This is a genomic window from Neobacillus sp. BF23-41 (assembly GCF_041106275.1).
On record NZ_JBGBPR010000014.1, the window covers coordinates 112232 to 133354 of the forward strand.

At 39.1% G+C, this 21123-nt stretch carries 22 protein-coding genes and 2 pseudogenes; all 24 read right to left on the minus strand.

Going from position 1 to position 21123, the window contains the following annotated elements:
• Nucleotides 1–5 precede the first annotated feature (5 nt).
• Nucleotides 6–179 (minus strand): sporulation histidine kinase inhibitor Sda, encoded by a 174-nt coding sequence (sda, locus tag AB7942_RS20245; RefSeq protein ID WP_369448267.1) that lies wholly within the window; start codon nucleotides 177–179, stop codon nucleotides 6–8.
• Between the two features lie 209 nt (nucleotides 180–388).
• The gene (locus tag AB7942_RS20250; protein ID WP_369448268.1) at nucleotides 389–1021 is read right to left on the minus strand and encodes a hypothetical protein; all 633 of its coding nucleotides are present in this window, start codon (nucleotides 1019–1021) and stop codon (nucleotides 389–391) included.
• Nucleotides 1022–1368: 347 nt separating this feature from the next.
• Nucleotides 1369–1740 carry a hypothetical protein gene (locus AB7942_RS20255; protein ID WP_369448269.1) on the minus strand — a complete coding sequence of 124 codons (372 nt, stop codon included), beginning with the start codon at nucleotides 1738–1740 and terminating at the stop codon, nucleotides 1369–1371.
• A gap of 333 nt (nucleotides 1741–2073) precedes the next feature.
• A pseudogene (locus AB7942_RS20260) lies at nucleotides 2074–2670 on the minus strand (MFS transporter); the annotation flags it as partial.
• Between the two features lie 220 nt (nucleotides 2671–2890).
• Nucleotides 2891–3394: a flavin reductase family protein gene (locus tag AB7942_RS20265; RefSeq protein ID WP_369448270.1), complete on the minus strand. Its 504-nt coding sequence runs from the start codon at nucleotides 3392–3394 to the stop codon at nucleotides 2891–2893.
• A 407-nt stretch (nucleotides 3395–3801) separates the two neighbouring features.
• Complete coding sequence (locus AB7942_RS20270) at nucleotides 3802–4107, minus strand: hypothetical protein (protein ID WP_369448271.1); 306 nt, start codon at nucleotides 4105–4107, stop codon at nucleotides 3802–3804.
• Nucleotides 4104–4532, minus strand: a complete 429-nt coding sequence (locus tag AB7942_RS20275) for a riboflavin kinase (RefSeq protein WP_369448272.1) — start codon at nucleotides 4530–4532, stop codon at nucleotides 4104–4106. The genes AB7942_RS20270 and AB7942_RS20275 overlap by 4 nt, the downstream gene beginning before the upstream one ends.
• A 430-nt stretch (nucleotides 4533–4962) precedes the next feature.
• On the minus strand, nucleotides 4963–5193 hold the full coding sequence (locus tag AB7942_RS20280; protein WP_369448273.1) for a Spo0E family sporulation regulatory protein-aspartic acid phosphatase: 231 nt from the start codon (nucleotides 5191–5193) through the stop codon (nucleotides 4963–4965).
• Nucleotides 5194–6306: 1113 nt separating this feature from the next.
• The gene (locus tag AB7942_RS20285) at nucleotides 6307–6990 is read right to left on the minus strand and encodes a 3-oxoacid CoA-transferase subunit B (protein ID WP_369448274.1); all 684 of its coding nucleotides are present in this window, start codon (nucleotides 6988–6990) and stop codon (nucleotides 6307–6309) included.
• 36 nt (nucleotides 6991–7026) lie between these two features.
• Nucleotides 7027–7725, minus strand: coding sequence for a CoA transferase subunit A (locus AB7942_RS20290; RefSeq protein ID WP_369448275.1), 699 nt, complete (start codon nucleotides 7723–7725; stop codon nucleotides 7027–7029).
• A 98-nt stretch (nucleotides 7726–7823) separates the two neighbouring features.
• Nucleotides 7824–8474 (minus strand): annotated as a pseudogene (locus AB7942_RS20295) (SDR family oxidoreductase).
• A 218-nt stretch (nucleotides 8475–8692) separates the two neighbouring features.
• A complete protein-coding gene (locus tag AB7942_RS20300) occupies nucleotides 8693–9133 on the minus strand; it encodes a CoA transferase (RefSeq protein WP_369448300.1) in 441 nt (146 codons plus the stop codon).
• A 146-nt stretch (nucleotides 9134–9279) separates the two neighbouring features.
• A complete protein-coding gene (locus AB7942_RS20305) occupies nucleotides 9280–9594 on the minus strand; it encodes a CoA transferase (RefSeq protein WP_483310891.1) in 315 nt (104 codons plus the stop codon).
• A gap of 65 nt (nucleotides 9595–9659) precedes the next feature.
• Nucleotides 9660–10601, minus strand: coding sequence for an amidohydrolase family protein (locus AB7942_RS20310; protein WP_369448277.1), 942 nt, complete (start codon nucleotides 10599–10601; stop codon nucleotides 9660–9662).
• A 2-nt stretch (nucleotides 10602–10603) separates the two neighbouring features.
• On the minus strand, nucleotides 10604–12220 hold the full coding sequence (locus AB7942_RS20315; RefSeq protein WP_369448278.1) for an AMP-binding protein: 1617 nt from the start codon (nucleotides 12218–12220) through the stop codon (nucleotides 10604–10606).
• A 12-nt stretch (nucleotides 12221–12232) separates the two neighbouring features.
• On the minus strand, nucleotides 12233–12694 hold the full coding sequence (locus AB7942_RS20320; RefSeq protein WP_369448279.1) for a Zn-ribbon domain-containing OB-fold protein: 462 nt from the start codon (nucleotides 12692–12694) through the stop codon (nucleotides 12233–12235).
• Nucleotides 12695–12738: 44 nt separating this feature from the next.
• Nucleotides 12739–13914, minus strand: coding sequence for a thiolase family protein (locus AB7942_RS20325; protein ID WP_369448280.1), 1176 nt, complete (start codon nucleotides 13912–13914; stop codon nucleotides 12739–12741).
• Between the two features lie 15 nt (nucleotides 13915–13929).
• Entirely contained in the window at nucleotides 13930–15216 is a 1287-nt protein-coding gene (locus AB7942_RS20330; protein WP_369448281.1) for a thiolase family protein, read from the minus strand.
• Nucleotides 15217–15678: 462 nt separating this feature from the next.
• Nucleotides 15679–16209, minus strand: coding sequence for an NADPH-dependent FMN reductase (locus AB7942_RS20335; protein WP_369448282.1), 531 nt, complete (start codon nucleotides 16207–16209; stop codon nucleotides 15679–15681).
• Nucleotides 16210–16324: 115 nt separating this feature from the next.
• A complete protein-coding gene (locus AB7942_RS20340) occupies nucleotides 16325–17293 on the minus strand; it encodes an alpha/beta hydrolase (protein ID WP_369448283.1) in 969 nt (322 codons plus the stop codon).
• Between the two features lie 47 nt (nucleotides 17294–17340).
• Nucleotides 17341–19011, minus strand: coding sequence for a flavin-containing monooxygenase (locus AB7942_RS20345; protein ID WP_369448284.1), 1671 nt, complete (start codon nucleotides 19009–19011; stop codon nucleotides 17341–17343).
• Nucleotides 19012–19078: 67 nt separating this feature from the next.
• Complete coding sequence (locus tag AB7942_RS20350; RefSeq protein ID WP_369448285.1) at nucleotides 19079–20338, minus strand: ABC transporter substrate-binding protein; 1260 nt, start codon at nucleotides 20336–20338, stop codon at nucleotides 19079–19081.
• 179 nt (nucleotides 20339–20517) lie between these two features.
• Nucleotides 20518–20649, minus strand: a complete 132-nt coding sequence (locus AB7942_RS20355) for a carboxymuconolactone decarboxylase family protein (protein ID WP_369448286.1) — start codon at nucleotides 20647–20649, stop codon at nucleotides 20518–20520.
• A 57-nt stretch (nucleotides 20650–20706) separates the two neighbouring features.
• Nucleotides 20707–21123, minus strand: a complete 417-nt coding sequence (locus AB7942_RS20360; protein ID WP_369448287.1) for a carboxymuconolactone decarboxylase family protein — start codon at nucleotides 21121–21123, stop codon at nucleotides 20707–20709.

The following is a 21123-nucleotide window of genomic DNA, read 5'->3' on the forward strand; positions in this document are numbered from 1 at the left end:
AAATTCTAATCTGATAGATTATACTGATTTAAAATTTTTCTATAATCATTTTTGGGTGATTCATTAATAATACGTGTATCTAACTCATTAGCTAAGAGTATAATAAAGTCTTTGCAAAGATTTAACTTAATAGCAGAATTAAATGCTTCTAGCAATTGTTCAGTGCTAAGGTTATGCATACTTGTTTCACTCCACTTTACTACAAATACCTTCTTTCAAGTTAGAATATGAAGAGGGAATACTCCGTTGTAAAATGTCATCAGCAATTAAGAAATTAAAAAAGCAGCGTGCCGTGAAGGTAAAGCTGCTTTTTTTGTACGATATAGGATATTTATTAACAAAGAAGGGCTCATCCGATTAAGAATGTGTTTTCCTTTAGATATGTACCTTATTTCATTGGAGCAACAAGTACACGCACGCTATCTTCCAATCGATGGGCAATATTTTGATGAGTTTTTCTAGCTTGTTTTAAATAGTTGTCTGTGACAGCTTCCCAAGCATTCAGTGCTTCATTTGTATATTCAATGAATGCCTCGCTATTTTGTTCAAAAAGCTTCTCAGTTTTTTCAATTAAATCAAAGGCTGAGTTAATTGGAGTTAAAGAAAGCTCCTCTAATTTACTAGCTGCTTCACTTACATGACTTTTTAAAGATTCAGTCACTTCATGAGTAGATTCATTTGTTTTAAAAATGTTGTTTTGGAATAACCCTTTACGCAAATCGCCATTTAATTTTGTTGTTTGCTCAAAAAGACCCTTTAACGTTTTGAGGTATACTCCATTGAACTTTGTTGTTTCTTTTATAGCCTGTAAGTAAAGTTCTTGGCGTTGTTCTCTATAATCTCTAGTACGAGATACGGCACCTTCAAATTGATCCCAAAATGTTTCAATAAATGAATCCGTAACATAGCTTGGTTCATTTTGCTCCTCTACTTTTGGAATCTCAGCTTTCGGAACCTCTACTTTTGGAACCTCCACTTTATTAACTTCCTTTTTTAGGACTTCTTCTTTTTGATGAATCATCTTTTGGACCATCTTCGTTCCTCCTCATTTACTTTGTAAATTTCTCTATTTTATCCTCCCTATGAAACGGAGGTATGTAGAGCTCAAGAAAACTAGAATAACATTTTAAAAAATTGATCGAGCATGGATTGGTATAGCTCGAGTTGCCTTGCATGATTACAACTCAACAAAATTTCTATATATGTATTTTACACATAGAGGCCACATTTCGTCAATTGCATATAAACAATAAAATGAATAAAATTTAATAATGCATCTATTTTTTGACTATTAAGGGTGCTTAAAGTACTTATCTCCAGTAAAATCAATAGCGCGATGAGCTGTTTTTTAACGAACGCTAACGCCCGTTATATAAAAAATGGTGGCCTGGAATTATTTTCTACGCCACCATTCACGACATCAAGTAAATTATTAGAAATCTTCATTTCAGTTGCTTTAATCAATGACATTAAGGAGGATATTAAATTATCTACAATTGTAACTGAATCAAATTTAACTAAATCAATTATCGGGTCTAATACATTGATTTCTAGTGATCGTTTATCCACAATAGAGTCTAAATAAACGATGACTAATTTCTGTTCATTAAAATGAATAATTCTTTCTTTTATCTCGTCAGAGTGAAACAATGCGTCTTTTAATTGCTTTAAATTGACATCAACATTCTTTGTTAATTGTTGCTGTTTACTAATTGGTGGAGATGATTGTACTGATGTCATTTTTTCTCCTTAATATTAAATCAGAATTTTTATTACTATCTACAAGAATATAAAAAGTAATACCAAAATTATTCCAATTAATTATTGTGAAAGGTTATAAATGAAAGAAGGCAATATCAAAAAACCGCACGAGTGAAAAAATCACCGTGCGGTTAAAGTGTAGTAGATTAAATATAATGGATTAAAATTTTTACAAAATAGTGGAATATTAAACCTTTTCAATATATTTAGTCTTACCCCATTTCGGCTGACGCTTATGCATTTTGATTATTTGTTCGATACTGTTTTGGTGTTACATGATACCTATCCATAAAGATCTTATAAAAGTATCCTTTATAATTGAAAACCAATTAATGTAACAATTAGTCCAGATAAAATACTTTTTCTTAATCCAAATTTCTTTACCATTTTAGGTACAAACATCAAGCCAATAATTATTGGTAACATGGATGCAATACTCAAGATTCCTATAAGATCAGGGTTATCCAAAATATAAGTAACATAATATATTTTTACACTAGTTGTTGTTTGTCTTAAGAACATTATCAGGTACAAAAGGAGTGCTAAAATAAAGTATTTATTTGAAAACAATGCTTTAAGAATCGGTCCAAAAGATGTCTTTTGCTCTACACTAACCTTTTTAGCAACGTTTCGTTCTTTTGTAAACCAACCAGTAACCATCAAAGGAATTGCGCAGAGTAATTCATATATAGCCGCAGTAATTGTCCAACCACTTTGTCCGCCGCCAAATGTATCTACAAGAACAGTTGTAAAAGATGTAATTAATTTTGCCGCAGCAATAGCAAAGATATAACGAATACTACCAAGAGATACACGCTCGCTAGGATCACTGGTCATAAAAGAAGTAAGTGATGAGTATGCAACGTTATTAGAAGTAAATAAAACTACTGAAATAAGTAAGTACAAAACAAATACATAAACATATACGCTTCAGCAATTTCATTTGAACAAATTTTCCTTTCACCACTTTCTAAAGAGCCTGGAAAGCATAGTTTATGTCTAGCACCTGAGTAAACCTCCAATACGAGTATGTCCATCAAAAGTAAAGATTACTATTTTTTCCCAAAATCAACCACTTTTTATATCCCCTTGGAAAAGGGATTAAGTGTTTCACTCAACCCTTTTATTTTTATTTAGTTTCCGGGTAAAATTCAGCTGGAATTGGTCCGAATTGTCTGCGGTGATACAACATCGGATCCTTTTCGTCCTTTTGAATATTAGTTACTTCTCCAATTAAGATCGTATGGTCACCTGCTTCGACCGTCTTAAGTGTTTCGCACTCAAGGACTGCAAACGCACCTTCAATAATCGGTAATTGATTTTCGGAAAGTTCCCACTTGCATGTACTAAAGCGGTCTATATTTTTGCTCGCGAATGTCTTACAAAGCTTTTGCTGATCCCCTGCAAGAATATGAATAGCGAATTTTCCTAGTTCTGTAAACGTTTTAATCGTTGATACGTTATGGTCAATTGACCAAAGAACCATAAGAGGATCCAAAGAAACGGAAGCAAACGAGTTTACAGTTAATCCTACTGGGTTGCCATCATGATCTGTCGCTGTTACGATTGTTACACCTGTCGGGTAACTGCCCATTACCTCTTTAAATAGTTGTTGATTTATGTCTTTTGTCATTATTACCGCTCCCTTTTATTTATTTGAGAGATTATACTCTCTCATATTTGTTCACTATAATTAATTTTCATCAATAGTTAACACCAACATGACCACGTTCCTTATTTTTTGGTAATAAATGGGTGCCAACTCTATATGGGCAACCCTTGTTAACTATTATCCAGCCAATGAACGTTCAACAATCTCTGCAATATCCATTTTTTTGACTTGTTCTTCTACTTCCTTCGCTTTCGTCCCATCGATTAACATGGTCAAGCAACAGAGGGGTTGAGGTAATACAATCCTTCTTTAAATTCACCCAGCTAAGTCCAGTTCATGAAGCTCCATTGGTTGCCAATGCCAACAATCAACTTTTATCTGAATTTAGATGTGCGATGATAACTGGGATTACCTGAAGAAGTGACAGTCTATCCACCCCTTTTTTCATAAAAGTTGTTTTCTCCATCCCAATATCCTGCTAGGCAGGCTGAGAGGCCTCCATGACCAAATTTAATCTTTCCTTTTTGATTAAGAGCAGGTACGGATTTTAAAAAGTGGAGGATTCGTTCTCTTCGGTATCGGATATCTGAGATTCCTTTAGCAAAAAACCAAAAATCTATGGTATTATACATACCTCTGTTTAATCCAAACTCTTTCTCGCAAAGTTGAACAAAGTGCAAATCCGGCAAATGAACAGCTTGCTGTGAATCTTGCTCCAAGCTAATTTCTGTCATACTGAACACCCTATAATTTTATATTTCTCAAAGTACTCTCTAGAGTAAGCTATATCCTTATCAATCTGCTGTTTTAGTTCATTCAGATTGTTAAACTTCTCTTCTTTCCGAATATGGAAACAAACCACAACTCCTAATTCCTCACCGTAGATATTTTCATTGAAATCTAGCAGGTGAACCTCGGAGGTTAAAGGAAGGCCATCGTCAAGGGTAGGTCTGCGTCCCACATTCATCACTCCATAATATGGGTTAGCTCCCCGAAACACTTGTACCCCAAATACACCTTGCTCTATTGAAAGAACGTCTGAATTCAAGGATAAATTCGCAGTGGGGAATCCAATTGTTCTACCCAGTTGCCTCCCCTTGATAACTATACCTTTCATCGCACAGATATTTCTCCTCATTACAACATCTGTTCCTTTCATAGGATAGATTTTTCATTTCTTAAATGTAAGTGGAGTTCTAGAATCTGGATTAAGGCGACGAGCTGAATTCTATGTGATTCTGCTAGTTTTTGAAGCTCATTAAAACTCGCAAGGTGACCTCTATCATTTAATATTTCATATAATTAAGCGACAGGCTCGCTGTTCATAATTTTTACAAAGCTTATGACTCCCTCGGTGATACCGTGTCTTTCTACAACCCTTCATTAGCACTTATCAATGGGAATACATGTCCTGGAATGAGATAAAGTCTTTAATTTGGGAGAAAAGTATCCTCAATCGGATAGAATAGTGCGAAAAGTGGAGTGTCATATACTCCAAAATCTTTCCCATGCCCATGGAAGTAAATCAAGCAGCATTCGATCATCTTTAATTTCTTACATTTCTATACAAATGGGATGTGATTGTGCAATTAACATATCCTTTTACTCATCATAATTTTTTGTAATAACACGATTAAGTTATCTAATTCCTGACTCACTTCTATGACTTCGGGATCATTTACATTACCTTTACTCTTTGCTGTTGAGTATAGCTTGTCACGACATTTTTTAATTTGTACCTGCAATAATATATATTGATATAAGAACATAGTTTCAAGTCCTTTCAAAAAATTGCACATTTCGCGATATTTATCAATCATTAGGTTTATCTATTAAAACATCGGTTATCGAAAAACCTCTTATTTTCTAAAATTTTTAGACAAATAGTATATATTCGTGAAGTAATCCATACTTGATTGGCACTTGTCTTTTGACTACTAACAATTCTGACATTTTTCCAATAGATAATCAGCTTGTTTTTTACTATCCGTGTAACCGTAAATGATATCTTGATAAATCCTTTCTTCCATTTGGTTGTACATGATAAAATACATCGAACCTTCCTTTCATTTGATTTAGGCTCTAATATTTTTATGTCTATAATCATGATTCAGAAGAAATCATAACAGGGATCGGAGAGCAACTAAGATGTTCTAATAGGGTAATAATCCGTTGAAATATTTTTCCTTTAATATCAACGTATTGACCTAAGCCATAATTCATAATTTCATTCGAACTAAGTGCCGGAATAGTATGAATCATACCCAAGCACTATAACCACTTCATGAATTCAGAGAAATAAGAGGTATTTATTTCGGTTACCGCTATTTATATAAGGAGTTTACGAACAATTCTCCTCGTATCCCATGTTTTCTATCTCTACAATTTCATTTATTTCTAATCTTATCCCTTTATAGTATTCATTTGATTACATAGCTGGCAAAATATGGTAATTTCACCACTGTCGATCTCTTCATTCGAATATGATCCAATCTGACTCTCAAAAATATCAATGGCATCATCCCCTTCCTCAGACTCAAATCTCCAACCCAAAAACGTTTAACAAGAACAACAGTGGTGAACCTGTACAATATCCATTGATCCTCCAGTTATTCTCATAATTAAGACCCTCAAGATGGAATCAGAGATCTTATGACCTAACCTAAATTCAGTACATTCCAAAACTGATTACCACAGATTGATCCAAATAAATATTTAACTATTCAATTTATTTAACCCTCTATTACTCTATCCAGTTCCTTCATAGCACTATAGACTATTGATGTGCCTCTTATCTAAGTTTTTTATAATATATTCCATCTCACTATATCCTAACTTACAATCTATTTTGTATTATCTTGTAGTATAGGATTCACACCTATGAGAAAATTTCATCTTTATCTTTCAGAGCATCTTTTATAGCCATCCATTCTTCATAAACGATGACCAAGTTCATTATTGAATCTATTTGATATCAGCAACTCAGATGCTATTTTAAAAGAAGCTTCCGTTTTCTCACTAACTTCATTCACCGTAACTCCCTCTTGTGTTTCAACAAGAACCATTCCTTCGGATGTAAAATCGAATACAGCCAAATCCGTAATCAATCGATGTACCACTTGTTGTCCGGTTAAAGGAAGTGTACATGCTTTTTTTACTTTAGATTCTCCTTGCTTATTTACGTGTTCCATGATGACGACCACTCTTTTTGCCCCCTGTACAAGATCCATGGCCCCACCCATTCCTTTAACCATTTTTCCTGGGATCATCCAATTGGCCAAATCACCTTTCTCGGAAACTTCCATTCCTCCAAGAATTGCTACATCAATATGCCCACCGCGGATCATCGAAAAAGATTCTGCACTATCAAAATAAGAAGCACCGGGTACAGCTGTCACGGTTTCTTTTCCTGCATTTATGAGATCTGGATCCTCCCCACCTGATATCGGATAAGGGCCAATTCCTAACAAACCATTTTCTGACTGTAGGAGAACATCGTATTCTTGGGGTATCTCATTAGCCACAAGGGTTGGCATTCCAATACCCAAATTAACGTTCATTCCGTTTTTTATCTCTTGAACCGCACGTTTTACGATGGTTAATCTAACATCTTTCATATCATCTACCTCCATTTTTTAAAAAATGACAAATATTTAGACACGCGAAACGGTGAGTTTTTCGATTCTCTTATCATAGTTTGTTCCTAGTAGAAGGCGTTGAATATAAACTCCAGGAGTATGGATTTCATCCGGATTCAATTCTCCGATCTCAACGATTTCCTCCACTTCAGCAATGGTAATTTTCCCTGCCATGGCTGCCAATGGATTAAAGTTACGAGCTGTTTTACTGTACACAAGATTTCCTAATGGATCAGCCCTCCACGCTTTCACTAAAGAGAAATCAGCAACAATCCCTTCTTCTAAAATATACGTTCGTCCGTTAAATTCTTTATGTTCTTTCCCTTCCGCAATAGGAGTTCCGACTCCTGTTGCGGTATAGAAACCGGGGATTCCTGCCCCACCAGCTCGAATACGTTCAGCCAATGTTCCCTGAGGAACCAGCTCTACTTCCAGTTCACCACTTAAAAATTGACTTTCAAAAATTTTGTTTTCACCAACATAAGAAGAAATCATTTTCCTAATTTGTCTATTTTCCAATAAAAGACCAAGACCCCAATCATCTACTCCGCAGTTATTGCTCACAATGGTCAGATCTTTGGTTCCTTTCTCACGTAAAGCAAGGATTGCTTTTTCGGGAATTCCGCACAAACCGAATCCCCCCACAATTAACGTGGCTCCATCTTGAATATCTTGAATCGCTTCCTCGAATGAATCGATGATTTTTCCTTTCATCTCTTATAACCCCTTTTCTAGTGGTTGTGGAATACACACTTCAACGTTTCCAATAAATCTTTTTCAAATATAGATTGAATCTGCCAAACTTTATATTTTTAAAAATTACTATATAAGCTTTTTCCGCCACAAATATAAAAGGTTTGGCCAGTAATATACCCTGAACGATCGGATGCAAAGAAAAGTACGCCGTTAGAGATATCCTCTGGCTGACCAATGTGCTTCATGGGCTGCATTTGCAGTAATCGCTCTTTTACATCATCTCGAAAACTACGATACATGGGTGTATCTATTAATCCGGGAGCGATGGCATTCACAGTAATGTCATGCTTTGCAAGCTCAATGGCGAGTGAGCGCGTTAAGCTAATCACTCCCCCCTTGGAGGATGAATAGTTGGCTTGTCCATAGCCGCCAAGCCATGCTCGAGAGGAGATGTTGATCATCAGTCCATGTTATTGCTCTATCATCATCTTTGCCGCTTGTTGAAAACATAAAAAGCAGGATTTCAGATTGGTATTAACAACTACATCCCAGTCCTCTTCATTCATTTTGGTAATGGTTTTATCTCGTATAACCCCTACATTATTAACTAACATATCCAAACGCTCAAAGCGATCTTTTATCCAAGCGAACATTCCCTCTACTTCCTCTTTCCTGGTTACATCGGCAGTATGCAAATGCTTGCCCTCCCTTTTGTACGATATCTGTGCTTGCTTGTAAGGCTTGATTACCATTCGAAAGAATATCATTGATTACAACAATGGCCCCCTGTGAAGCTAACTTCTCGGCAACATTTTTTCCAATTCCTTGAGCTGCTCCTGTAACAAGAGCCACTTTTCCGTAAAGGATCTCAAAGAGATGGTAAGTGATCCTCACATTCAAACAAGAAATTTACTGTTGAAACAAAATTCAAATTCAAGTAAATCAGAAATGCCATCGGATCGAATGGGCTACGACATAGCCGTACCTATTCAAATGAAAGACTACCAGGTTGGACCCAGGCAGAATGCACCCAAGAACATGGAACGCCCATGGAAAGTAAATCATTAACCAATTGGTCTTGTTCTATTCGGGACAGCGTTTCACGCAATCGGGGCAATATAACGGAACGTCTCTCAAATCTTTGCAGATAAGTATTGAAGTTAGAATCGCACAGGAAATCATCCCATCCTAAATATTCACACATTTCCTCCCAAAAATGATCCTCGATTACACCCAACGCGACATATTTATGGTCTTTTGTTTTAAAAACCCCATAATGAGGCTCTCCCAGCAAATCAGGATCGATGGGAAGCCCTTGGTTGTAAAATCGCCCGGCCTTTAATCCTGTCCAAGTAAACAAAAGGTCTGTCATCGAAAGATCGATATAAGCTGCTTTTCGAATAGGGTTGTTTAAACAAGCAAGAATAGCATAGCAGCTAAGATTCCTGGACCAAAATCACTGATGGGAATCTTTTGTACATGGCCAGATTCCGGATCTTCTACCACCCTGCCCCTCATGGTCAAGGCTCCGGATAACCCCATATAATTTAAATCATGACCTGGAATATCCCGCTAGGGTCCTGTTTGTCCAAATCCCGAGATGGAACAATAAATAATGTTTGGATTGATCTTTTTTAGTGTTTCATAATCTATACCTAATCGTTGAACCACTAAAGGACGAAATCCTTCTATTACCACTTCCACATGTTTAACCATGCAATAAACGATTTCTCTATCTTTTTCACTTTTTAAATCCAAAACAATACTCCGCTTATTGAATTTAATATTTTCAAAGATCCAAGGATCCATCTCACGCATTGAATCTCCGGATCTAGGACGTTCTACCTTAATGATATCCGCCCAAAAAGGGCCATCAGCATGGTACAATAGGGACCTGAGAGTGTAGTTGAGAAATCTAAAACCTTTACATGGGATAGCACTCTCACACCTGCCTATAGATTTAGTAATCTTCTTCCGTTATCTCCTAAAATAAGGTTAACTTCATCTTGAGTAAAAGTGATTCCACATTCTTTGGCAGTTTCCGGAAGATCCTTAAATACTTGCACCCAACGTGGAAGCCAGGATTTATTTCCTTCTGTAGCTGCACCTGCACAATTGTCACTCGCGAATAAAATCTTATGAGCTCCCACATTGTCACGCATAAACTCAAGTTTGTGATGAAAGTCCTTCATATCCTTAAAAGCGATCTCTGACCACATCGAGAGCTCCAAGTACGTATTGGGATGAGAGGCTGCTATGGATACCGCATCTTCCCACCAATGTCCTTTTCCGGCATGGGCCAAAATAATTTGAAGATCCGGATATTTTGACTGGACATCACTGATGTAAATCGGATGGGTGTAGCGTTGAATGAGCGGTGCCTGTACCGTTGATGTATGATATGTAACCGGTATATTCCATTCCAAACACTTTTCATAGAGAGGTAAACAAACCTCATCTGCTGGATAGAATCCTGCTCCTGGATATAATTTTAAGCCCTTTAAGCCCAACTCCTTAATGCCATACTCCAATATTTCTACCGCATTTTCTCGCCGAGGGTCCACGGTAGCAAATGCAAAAAAGCGATTTTGATAGGTTTCCTGGAGCTGGCTGTAACTTTCCATCACCTTCACAAGAGGAACTTCTGCTTCCTCTCCACAAAGAATACTGTAATCAACCAGCATCGAAACCGATACATCAATCCCGGCCTGTTCCATTTCAGCCATGGTATAGGTTCCTTGTGGATCTGAATAATTGACGCTGACTTTGGGATAAATGTCATCTGGATTGCGGAAAGGAAATTTTCGGTTAGCTGCTAAACGTGCCCAACTATAGCGCATTTTGGATGGTATATATTCCGGTGCCCAAATATGCATGTGCATATCAATAATCATCTTTATCCCTTCACCCCGAGACGGCTGTTTGCCTTTTCTTTAATTAGTCGCTTATTCATTTTACCGGTATCTGTTAAGGGAAACTCTTCCCCTTTCCAAAATTGGACATATCTCGGCACACTGTAGCTTGGCAGTTTCTCTTTGCAGTACTCGATCACTTCGTTTTCGGATAATACTTTGTCTTCTTTTAATTCAAGGATCGCTGCTATGACTTCCCCTTTTACCGAATCGTCCACACCGACTATATGAGCTTCCTTAATGGCAGGGTGAGTCAACAAGCATTCCTGGATGGACAATGGAGAAACATTAATTCCTCCTGTTTTAATCATCTCTTTAATTCTACCAACGTAATAAAAATAACCATTTTCGTCTACATAACCGACATCACCACTCAAATAATACCCATCTTTATCTATTGCGGCGTTTGTATTAATTTCATCTTTATAATACCCTGGAGTGATATATCCTCTAACACAAACTTCACCGACTTCACCAGGCTTTAGTGATATCCGCGTATCTGGGTCAACAATTTTCAAATCAACTCCAGGAAGCGGTTTTCCCTGACTAGCGAATCTAATTTCTCTATCGTAAAGCCCGTCACTGACACAACAATTTCCGTAGGTTTCTGTTGATCCGTATACATTTGATATATTCGGAACCAATTCAGCTGTTTTTTTGATTACATCACTCGGACCAATTGTAAGTCCTTTTTGCAAAGTCGTGAGGTTATATTTTTGGCGATCTGGATGATTGGAGATGGCATGTGTCATGACTGGCATTCCATAGTAAATAGTGCATCGATGCTTGTCTATAAGTTCCATGGCGACTTTTGCATCAAAATTTTCTTGAATAACGATTCCTGCACCATGAGTTAGCGATGCCAAGATTGCATTACCTGAAGCAAAGCTGAAAAACAGCGGTACAGCTAACCATAGGCGATCTCCTTCATCAATATGTTGGAGTTCTCCAATGTTGTATCCATTTTCAATTAAATCACCATGCAATAAGGTAACCCCTTTCGGTATAGCTGTCGAACCGGAAGTATACAATATATACATAATGTCGTTTGGTAATGGTGCCTGTTCTTGGAGAACGTTATTTCTAACACCTAAACCTTGGTGCAAAAGTTCTTTGTAAGCTATGGCCGCAGGAGGGACATCGTCCCCCAGAACAACAATCTGCTTTAAGTCCGGCAAATGGTCAGCTTCCATTTGATTGCGACTTGGATCGTTGATCTGAGGAACAATCATTTGCAAGTGAGCGATGTAATTGTTCTTTAAGAAACGATCCATCGTCACAAGTACTTTTGCCCCTGATTGTCTTAGTACATATTCGATATCGTCCGCTTTGTACCAAGTGTTGACGGCCACACCAATTGCACCGATTTTAGCTATACCGAACATCGCAACAAACCATTCTATACGGTTACTAATCAAAACGGCTACCCGATCTCCCTTGCGAATACCAAGTCTGTAAAGACCATTAGCGAAAAGTTCTGATTTTTTCTTCCATTCCGCAAAAGTAAGCATCTGGTCTTCAAAAAATAGTGCTTCTTTTGTTCCGTATCTTTCTGCGAGTTCGTCTAGTAAACCTGATAAAGTGCGGCTTTTGGGTCTCAATACTTTTTCCTCCTAACCATTCACTTTTTCAAACCAAAAATCAGTGATTCTTCCTTCTTTTCGGTCGCTGAATTTGACCTTTACGCGATCACCTACTTTAATGTTTTGAGCTACGTTATCCTGAGTCCACTCGATTCCTTTGATATAATTCAAGATCGCTGTATCCGCACCATCTAATGTCACATAGGCGATACAATAGGGTGGGTCTGGAAGTCCCTTAAACCCTTGATACACGACTGTAAACATCTCTACCGTTCCTTCTAAACCAACTTCAACCCAGTCGCTTGTGTTTTCAAAGCAACGATCGCAATAAGCACGAGGTGCTACAAGGACACGATTACAACAATCACACTTGCGACCTAAAATTTTCTCTTGATCGATAATCGTTTGATAGAAATGAGCGGCTGTTTCCCCTAGCGAATGCTGATAGGTAATATCCCATTTTTCTTCCATTATTTTTAAATTTTCCATCATGTTTACCCCTTTCGTTTTTCACTTATTTTTTAATAATGAGAAAATTAATAAGTCCCCTCAAGCACTACAGCACCAAAGAATTGATGGTCTCCACCGATTCCCGTTGCGAGTGCCTTTTTGGCCCCTTTCACCTGATGTGCTCCTGCTCGGTTCGTGACCTGTAATGCAGCCTCTGCTACCCTGATCATCGCTGTTGCAGCAATCGGGTTGGCACATATCACGCCACCAGAAGGATTGATCGGCATTCCTCCATCGATTTCGAAATGGCCGTTTTCCAATTTGGTAAGGATTTCCCCTTCTTCAACTAGCCCCACATCTTGAATGGCATGAAGCTCTATATTGCTAAACGGAGCATATAATTCAGCCACATCAATCTCGGCGATGGGATCGGTAATTCCTGCCATCTTATACGCATCGAACGCCGCTTTTGTCAGGGCTGGACTATCTGCATGATCACCTTCTACCTTAGGTCCCACTCGATCGCCCATGAAATACGTTTCGGAAGAATGTCCGATCCCTCGGATCCAGGCTGGTCGATCCGTAAACTTATGCACATGATCTGCAGCTGTTAAAAGCAAAGCACATCCACCGCTCGATTTCGGACAGGCATCCAGCAATTTGATCGGATAAGAAATCATCCTGGATTCCAAAATTTCCTCAATCGTAAATTGTTTGCGAACATGGGCATTCGGATTCAGGACTCCATTGCGATGACTTTTTTCCGAAACCATGGCCATATGCCTTTCTGTCATTCCATACTTTTCCATAAACCTTACCGCTTGGAAGGCAAGCATCGTAATCGTGTTAAGAGGCATAGCACGCTCATAAATAGGATCCCATATGCGATTTAAAATCGTTTGCGCATCCCCGCTTTCACCGATTCGGTCAGCTCCGAGAACCAATACCGTGTCAGCTAAGCCTGATGCAATGTGGTAATATCCCACCTGTACAGCAGACAGACCGGATGCCCCACCCGTGTTTACCCGCATAAACGGCTTCCCTTTTGCGCCGACGGTATCCGCTACCCAGCGCTCCGGATGGACGGTTCCGATAAATGCATCGGGCACGATGGAGATCACTCCAGCATCAATATCTTTGATGCTGGCATTTGCATCTTTCAGTGCAAGTTGTGCGGTTTCATAGATTAATTCCTGATAGGTATCTTCTCTGTTTCCTGAATGTTTCGTTTGGCCAATACCAACAATGGCTACATCTCTCATATTTTCACCTCATCTTTATTTATTTGAAAAAATCGTCACGGTGTTGCTTTGCGAAGCAAACCCGCTGACACTTGTTGCCAAGCTCGTTTTTACCCCTTTGATTTGATGTCCTCCCGCTGTTCCCATCACTTGAGAAGCGGCCTCAGCGATTCGTACCAAGCCTGTACAAAAGCTTGGATTGGAAGAAAGCGATCCACCTGAGGGATTCACCGGTAGTTTTCCGTCACTGAATACCGTTCCGTTTTCCACTAAATCGATACCTCTCCCAGGTTCACAAAGCCCTAACACTTCATATTGAATCAATTCATGATAAGTCGATTGTTCTTGTAATTCCATCATATCGATTTCAGACAAGGGATCTTTAATATTTGCCATTTCATATGCTTTCTTAGCTGCAATCTGGAGACCCGGAATGGTTGTTAAATCTCTTTCACCCAGCCAGTAATGATCCGTGGTCCAACCCATCCCTTTCAACCAGGCCTTGTCTCCGTCAAATTCAGCTGCTTTCTTTTCAGAGGCCAACAGCATCACGCAAACACCGTCAGAATATGGAGGAATATCGACTTCCCGCAAAGGCCAGGCATGAAGTGGTGAATTTTCAATTTCCTCAAGAGTTAACTCTTTCTTTACATGTGCTAGCGTATTTTTCATAGCATTTTTTCGGTTTTTCCATGCAATCTTTGAAACAGTCCCTCGATCTGTATTATATTTGCTTTGATAGGCAGTTGCCTGAAGGGCTGAACTGAGCACTTGATTCACTCCAACTCCTCTTGTGTAGTAAGGTTCACAAGATAGCAGGTCAGCCTCATCCATTGGGGCCTCTGAAGTTTTACCCCATGAAGCTACCAAGGTTAAGTCATGTGTTCCTGACATAATTTGCATGGCAGCCAACACAAAAGCATGATCACTACTGCTGCATAAATTCAACAGATTTTTATTTAGCGCTCCGGCAGGACCTCCTGTGACCATCGAGGAAATTGCTCGGCCATCTACCATATCTGAATTAGCTAGCACGATATTATCAACATCGTTTATGGTGATCCCTTTATCCTTAAGGAGTTTTTTGACGGATTCATAAATTAGTTCTTCCAGCATCATATGCTCATATTTTTCTTTATAGGGTGTTTGGTATACACCTACGACTGCCACTTGCTGCGACATTTCTTTTACCTCCTTTTTTAGTACAGTGGTTCGATTCTCAAGTCCGATTTGCATAATAATTTCTCCAGCCATATCCTTCACTAATTGATTTAATAACTCTTTTTCGGGATCAACCGTGCAAGGTTGCCCCAATAGGGACATTTAACCGAACCGCTCGAAGTTCCCTCCACTTTATCAATATAAAAGAAATGGTTCTCTCCTGAACCCCTATATACGTGTCCTCACCTAATGATTTGGATTAGGTTGGTTCGATTTTAAAAACCTTAGTTCATAAATATAAACAAAAAAATAATTTAGTGTCTCGATGAAGAAGAAGACAGATTTTTTGCTTGCACCCCCATCATTTCCAGTCCCGGATCAACTACAAACACACTTCGTAGTACATAAAAGGGATAAATTTCAATTCACCTCCAATGCTTGAAAGAAAAATCTTTTTTACTATATGAATCTCTTTTTGTTCTTATATACGAACCTAAGTTCATATATACAACTATAATTATAGTACATAATTATCTAATTATTAGCAATACATTTTTTATTATGTTTTCTTTGTACTTTAAAATATATATCCCTTTTATACAAAGCCCAATTCTACTACAAAAATTATTTCAGTAACTTCTGCATCATGACTAATTCCTCAGCCAGATAAGAAATTCGGTCCATTATATCTGAGTCAACGATTTCATTATTCTTAAAATGATCATTGTGAGCATATACATAACTTGGTGCTACAAAAGCTCTAAGATATCCAGCGATAGGATTGAGTTGATTTTCAACAACTAGATAATGTTGATTGGTACCTCCCGTTGCTACAAATCCCATCACTTTGTTTCTCATGGTCTGAGGTGGAACTAAATCAATAAGGTTTTTAAGTGCACCCGTAAGAGAACCCTGAAAAATCGGTGTTCCAATAAGGTAAAAGTCTGCATTCGACACAATATCAATGACTTTCTTGGTATCCCCTATATATGTTTGTGGATCCCGCCCATCACAAAACTGCACGTCATATTGTTTTAAATCCAATAATTCAATTTGAATGCTTGGATCTATCTTTTCCACCACTTCCAATACTTTTTTTACAACAGTCAGCGTCTTCGATCCTGTAATTGTTCCACTTATACCTAACAGTTTCATAATGAAATCAAACACTTCCTTCGTTTCTATTAATTTACACTACTATAAATCTTAAAGCAGATACAGATACACCTGCGGTATCTACGAGCGTTTCATTTATTTCAAATCATTTACTTCATATCGAAAATGTTCGTTTTAAAGCATTGGCAGCTTGTTCTATCGCTTTCTTCGCTTGCTCCAATACTCCTGGCATACCAAAAAATCCGTGGATCATTCCGTTATATAGCGTAACTTCCACAGGAACCCCCGCAGCTTTTAGACGTTTTGCATAGGCTTCACCCTCATCGCGTAACGGATCGAATTCTGCCGTGATAACCAAAGCTGGAGGCAGTCCACTAAGGTTATCAGCCAGCAAAGGAGAAGCATACGGATTTCTACCGTCCTCCTCGTCACGCAAATAATGATTCCAAAACCAGACCATACTGTCTTTGGTTAAATAATATCCCTCTGCATTTTCACGATAAGACTCCGTGTCATAGGCGTGATGGGTCACCGGGTAGATCAGCATTTGATAGACCAAAGAGGGTTCATCCCTGTCTTTGGCCATCAATGCGACCACGGCTGCGAGGGTCGCACCCGCACTGTCACCACCGACAGCCACTCGGGCAGAATCTACCAGAATAGACGAACCATTTTCTACCAGCCACTTGACCGCTGCATAGGCATCTTCGACTGCTGCCGGGAATTTATGCTCCGGTGCCAGCCTATAATCTACGGATACCACCACACTGTTGGCTCTATTGGCTAAAAGGCGACAAGTAATCTCTACAGCATCAAGATCACCAATAACCCAGCCGCCACCATGGTAATAAACCAATGCTGGAAATGGACCTTGACCATCCGGAGTATAAATACGAACCGGCATTTCTCCTGCAGGTCCGGGAATCGTTCTGTTTTCTACCTTCCCCACCTCTTCAGGCTCTCCCGTCAAAGGTCTTCTGTCGATAGGTTGTCTTGCTTCTGCTGGTGTAAGCGTATGCCATGGAGGAGCACCTTTTGCCTCCATTTGTTCTAAAATCAGCTTTACTTGAGGATCAATAGGCATATCTAGTAATCCGCTCCTTAAAAAGGTTACTTTCATCATCTACTAAAGGTCTGCAAGGGAAGACCGTGTTTAACGAGGGATATCCCTTACTGATATGACTTTGTCTTTTGATGGGTCACCAAAGAAAATCCCTCGTAACCCTTAGCAGCGATCTCATCGATTATCTGGCGGTATTGTCCAATTCCTCCAATATAGATTGGGAATCCACGTGGCTTATCAGCAATATTCGCCCCCGTTAACCAAGAATCGGTCTTGGTATAGAGCGTCGAATCAGCCACCTCCTTGCAGTGTTTACTCCAAGCCTCTTCTGCCTCCGCCTTTGCCTCAATCGTTTCCACACCATGGTCATGAAGATACTGAATACAATCTCCTATCCATTCAACATGCTGCTCAATCGCTACAGGAACGTTGCTTAGTACGGATGGACTCTCGGGTCCGGTAATTATGAAAAAGTTCGGGAATCCAGCGGTGGAGAGTCCAAGGTACGTCTTCACCAGTGCTCCGTCTTCCCATTTCTCCTTTAGTGACAAACCATCTTTACCACGGATATCAATCTTAAACAAGGGTCCTGTCACCCCGTCGTAACCTGTAGCAAAAACGAGGAAGTCCAGTTCATACTCCGCTTCTGTGGTTCGCAGCCCCTTAGGCGTGATTTCCTCAATAGGTGATTTCCTCAGATCGACTAAAGTGACGTTCTTACGGTTATATGTCTCAAAATAATTGGTATCCAAGACTGGACGTTTGGTTGCGAAGAAGTACGTCGGCATTAGCTTCCCGTGCACCTCAGGATCCTGTACAATCTCTCTTATCTTTGAGCGGAGGAAATCGGATACAGTGTTGTTAGCTGCTTCGTTAGTCATTATGTCCTTATAGGTAGAGCGTATAGCTAGCCCACCTGCCTCCCAAGCCGCCTCGTATACCGACTGGCGATTTTCCGGTGGTTCTTCCAATGCTGAGCGATCACCACGATTTCCTGGGAAGCCCCCAAAGGATTCGTGCATTTGTCGTCTAATCTCGCTGTAGTTTTCTTTCGTTTTCTCTATGAATTCCAGGTCCAGAGGTCGGTTTCTTGCAGGGATGGTATACTGTGGTGTACGCTGAAAGACAGTAAGGTGTTCTGCCTTTTGCGCGATAACCGGGATCGCCTGAACGCCGCTTGAACCCGTACCGATGACACCAACCCGTTTCCCTTTGAAATCAATCTTTTCATGCGGCCAAGCCCCAGTGTGGTACCACTTCCCCTCAAAGCGATCCAATCCTTTGATAGCGGGAACATTAGTCGCATTAACTGATAGACAGCCTACTCCGGTGATGAAATACTTCGCGGATACACATGTCCCATCATTCAGGTCAATCCGCCATAGATTATGAGTTTCGTCATAATGAGCCGCTTTGATTTCTGTGTTGAACTGGATGTCCTGGCGTAGGTCAAGCCGATCTGCCACGAAATTCAGGTAACGCAGAATTTCCGCCTGCTCAGGGTATCGTGAAGACCATGTCCATTCCTTATAGAGCTCTTCTGAGAAGGTGTAGTTATAATAAATACTTTCCGAGTCACAGCGTGCTCCGGGATAACGACTCCAATACCATGCTCCTCCAACTCCATTGCCTTTCTCGTAAACACGGACAGAAAAACCCGCTTCTCGTAAACGATTAAGCATATACAAACCCGAAAATCCTGCCCCTATGACGATAGCTTCAAAGTTAGTGACCTGATTCTTTTCTATTTTATAGAATTGCTGTTGATTAGCCGTCATTTTTATACCGCCTCCTTTGAGTGAATAGTCAGAAATTTTTATGCACAAAGGTATTACATTCACTTACTCATTTAGACCAAATAACATCAGGTTTTAATGTTTCAATAATTTTGATCGTCGCTTTCCCCTTATTCGGATCTTCCACCGATTCTCCTATATACCCAGGGATAATTAATTCATGTGTTTTGGGGTTCATTTTTACATTACCTACAATGGAGTCAAACTCTACATTTTCCAGTGCCTGAATCACTTTATCAGTTTCAGTTGATCCTGCGTTTTCAATCGCTTTTAAAAACATTTTCGCGCCAATATAACTATATCCAGCCCAATCATCTGGTTCTGTACCGTATTTTATTTTGTAACTCTTTACAAACTCCGCATTCATTGGGTTATCGATACTATAATCATACATGAGGCTGCCAGCTACCCCAATAGCATTAGAATTATCAATTACCGTCTTTCCTACAATTGCAAGGAACTTCGTTTTCCCAAATACCCCAAAGTCTTTCGCTTGTTTCATGAAGTTGATAAAGTCGTCACCCGCCAATAATACTAATGTTACATCCGGTTTAAGCGAAGCGATTTGGGTTAATTGTGCCGAATAATCGGTCGTACCAAGTGGATAAAAAGCTTCACCTAAAAACTTTCCACCGGGAATGTCTTTCGAGATGATATCTTTAAAGTTCTTTGTTTGGTCGTGCCCCCATGCATAATCCGCACCGACAGAATAGAATGTTTTTGCCTTCTTTCCTTCATCGGAATTCTGCAACCAATACTTCCAAATGCGCATATCCACATCATCGTTGTAGTTGGCTCTAAACAAGTTCGGGTTCACCGGATTTGTGAGCTTCGTATTTTTAGAACTTGTTGACACATAAAGACTGTTCCATTCCTTTAATTTACCTGCAAGTGCCATTGATTCGCCACTTGATACTGTACCGATAAAAAGATTGATCTTTTCATTCAGAGCGAGCTTCTCAGCTTTGGTTAACAACACATTCGGTTTGGCCTCCGAATCTTCAACGACAACTTCTACTTTTCTACCCAGTACTCCCCCGGCATTGTTCGCTTCCTCAATCGCAAACTCGATTGCGTTGAGATTTGCTTTCCCCATAACAGCATAAGGTCCACTCATCGGTGCGACCATACCAAGCTTAATCGGTTCTTTGGATTGATTTTGTTCTTGATCTCCATTCGCTTCTTGCTTATTTTGTCCTTCTCCCGCGTTGTTTGGTGAAGATGTAGATTCACTTCCGCAAGCCACCAAAAACAACATTATTGTAATCACCATGATGCCTTGGAACCATTTTTTTTTGTTTTTTTTCAAAAGCGATACCTCCTTAAAGTTTATTATTCTTCTTGTGATTTGAATTTCGTTGCAATATCGGTACACCCACCATGCATGTATGAATACCTAATGCACTAGTTAATTCATAGACTTCCATTATTTCTTCTTTTGTAGCACCGTATTTAAAAGCATTTTGAATATGAATTCTTAATCCAGGTTCATATAAATGTGTTGTTGATGCATCCGATTGCTATATAGATTAATTCTTTGATTTTCGGGTCCAATGTCCCTTTCTTCCATGGAACCATTGAAAACTTTAAATAGGCTTCAAATAATTCTTCATCTAGCATTAAAAGACCATCCCAAAATTTGGACCAATACCCCCTTTCTTCTGTAAACTGACTTTTTCATTTCATTTGTTTTTCCGACAGAATTTGGTCTGCTTTAACCCCACTTTTCTCTAATTCATCCAACAATATCGGTACACCCACCATGCATGTATGAATACCTAATGCACTGGTTAATTCATACACTTCCATTATTTCTTCTTTTGTAGCACCGTATTTAAAAGCATTTTGTATATGAAATCGCAACCCATGTTCATATAAATGTGTTATTGATGCATCGATTGCTATATAGATCAATTCTTTGATTTTTGGGTCCAATATTCCTTTCTTCCATGGAACGGTTGAAAACTTTAAATAGGCTTCAAAAAATTCTTCATCTAGTATTAAGAGACCATCCCAGAATTTGGACCAATACCCCCTTTCTTCCGTAAATTGCTCCTTCAATTCCATCTGTCTCTCAGATATTTGCAAATTCAT

What these genes read in the sequence shown, in the direction of transcription:
- AB7942_RS20255 (WP_369448269.1), bottom strand. Translation starts at nt 1,740, where the DNA reads ATGACATCAGTACAATCATCTCCACCAATTAGTAAACAGCAACAATTA.
- AB7942_RS20325 (WP_369448280.1), bottom strand. Translation starts at nt 13,914, where the DNA reads ATGAGAGATGTAGCCATTGTTGGTATTGGCCAAACGAAACATTCAGGA.
- AB7942_RS20285 (WP_369448274.1), bottom strand. Translation starts at nt 6,990, where the DNA reads ATGAAAGATGTTAGATTAACCATCGTAAAACGTGCGGTTCAAGAGATA.
- AB7942_RS20355 (WP_369448286.1), bottom strand. Translation starts at nt 20,649, where the DNA reads ATGCTAGATGAAGAATTATTTGAAGCCTATTTAAAGTTTTCAATGGTT.
- AB7942_RS20360 (WP_369448287.1), bottom strand. Translation starts at nt 21,123, where the DNA reads ATGAATTTGCAAATATCTGAGAGACAGATGGAATTGAAGGAGCAATTT.
- AB7942_RS20250 (WP_369448268.1), bottom strand. Translation starts at nt 1,021, where the DNA reads ATGATTCATCAAAAAGAAGAAGTCCTAAAAAAGGAAGTTAATAAAGTG.
- AB7942_RS20320 (WP_369448279.1), bottom strand. Translation starts at nt 12,694, where the DNA reads ATGATGGAAAATTTAAAAATAATGGAAGAAAAATGGGATATTACCTAT.
- AB7942_RS20345 (WP_369448284.1), bottom strand. Translation starts at nt 19,011, where the DNA reads ATGACGGCTAATCAACAGCAATTCTATAAAATAGAAAAGAATCAGGTC.
- AB7942_RS20330 (WP_369448281.1), bottom strand. Translation starts at nt 15,216, where the DNA reads ATGTCCCTATTGGGGCAACCTTGCACGGTTGATCCCGAAAAAGAGTTA.
- AB7942_RS20340 (WP_369448283.1), bottom strand. Translation starts at nt 17,293, where the DNA reads ATGATGAAAGTAACCTTTTTAAGGAGCGGATTACTAGATATGCCTATT.
- AB7942_RS20335 (WP_369448282.1), bottom strand. Translation starts at nt 16,209, where the DNA reads ATGAAACTGTTAGGTATAAGTGGAACAATTACAGGATCGAAGACGCTG.
- AB7942_RS20280 (WP_369448273.1), bottom strand. Translation starts at nt 5,193, where the DNA reads ATGATTGATAAATATCGCGAAATGTGCAATTTTTTGAAAGGACTTGAA.
- sda (WP_369448267.1), bottom strand. Translation starts at nt 179, where the DNA reads ATGCATAACCTTAGCACTGAACAATTGCTAGAAGCATTTAATTCTGCT.
- AB7942_RS20275 (WP_369448272.1), bottom strand. Translation starts at nt 4,532, where the DNA reads ATGAAAGGAACAGATGTTGTAATGAGGAGAAATATCTGTGCGATGAAA.
- AB7942_RS20310 (WP_369448277.1), bottom strand. Translation starts at nt 10,601, where the DNA reads ATGATTATTGATATGCACATGCATATTTGGGCACCGGAATATATACCA.
- AB7942_RS20290 (WP_369448275.1), bottom strand. Translation starts at nt 7,725, where the DNA reads ATGAAAGGAAAAATCATCGATTCATTCGAGGAAGCGATTCAAGATATT.
- AB7942_RS20265 (WP_369448270.1), bottom strand. Translation starts at nt 3,394, where the DNA reads ATGACAAAAGACATAAATCAACAACTATTTAAAGAGGTAATGGGCAGT.
- AB7942_RS20270 (WP_369448271.1), bottom strand. Translation starts at nt 4,107, where the DNA reads ATGACAGAAATTAGCTTGGAGCAAGATTCACAGCAAGCTGTTCATTTG.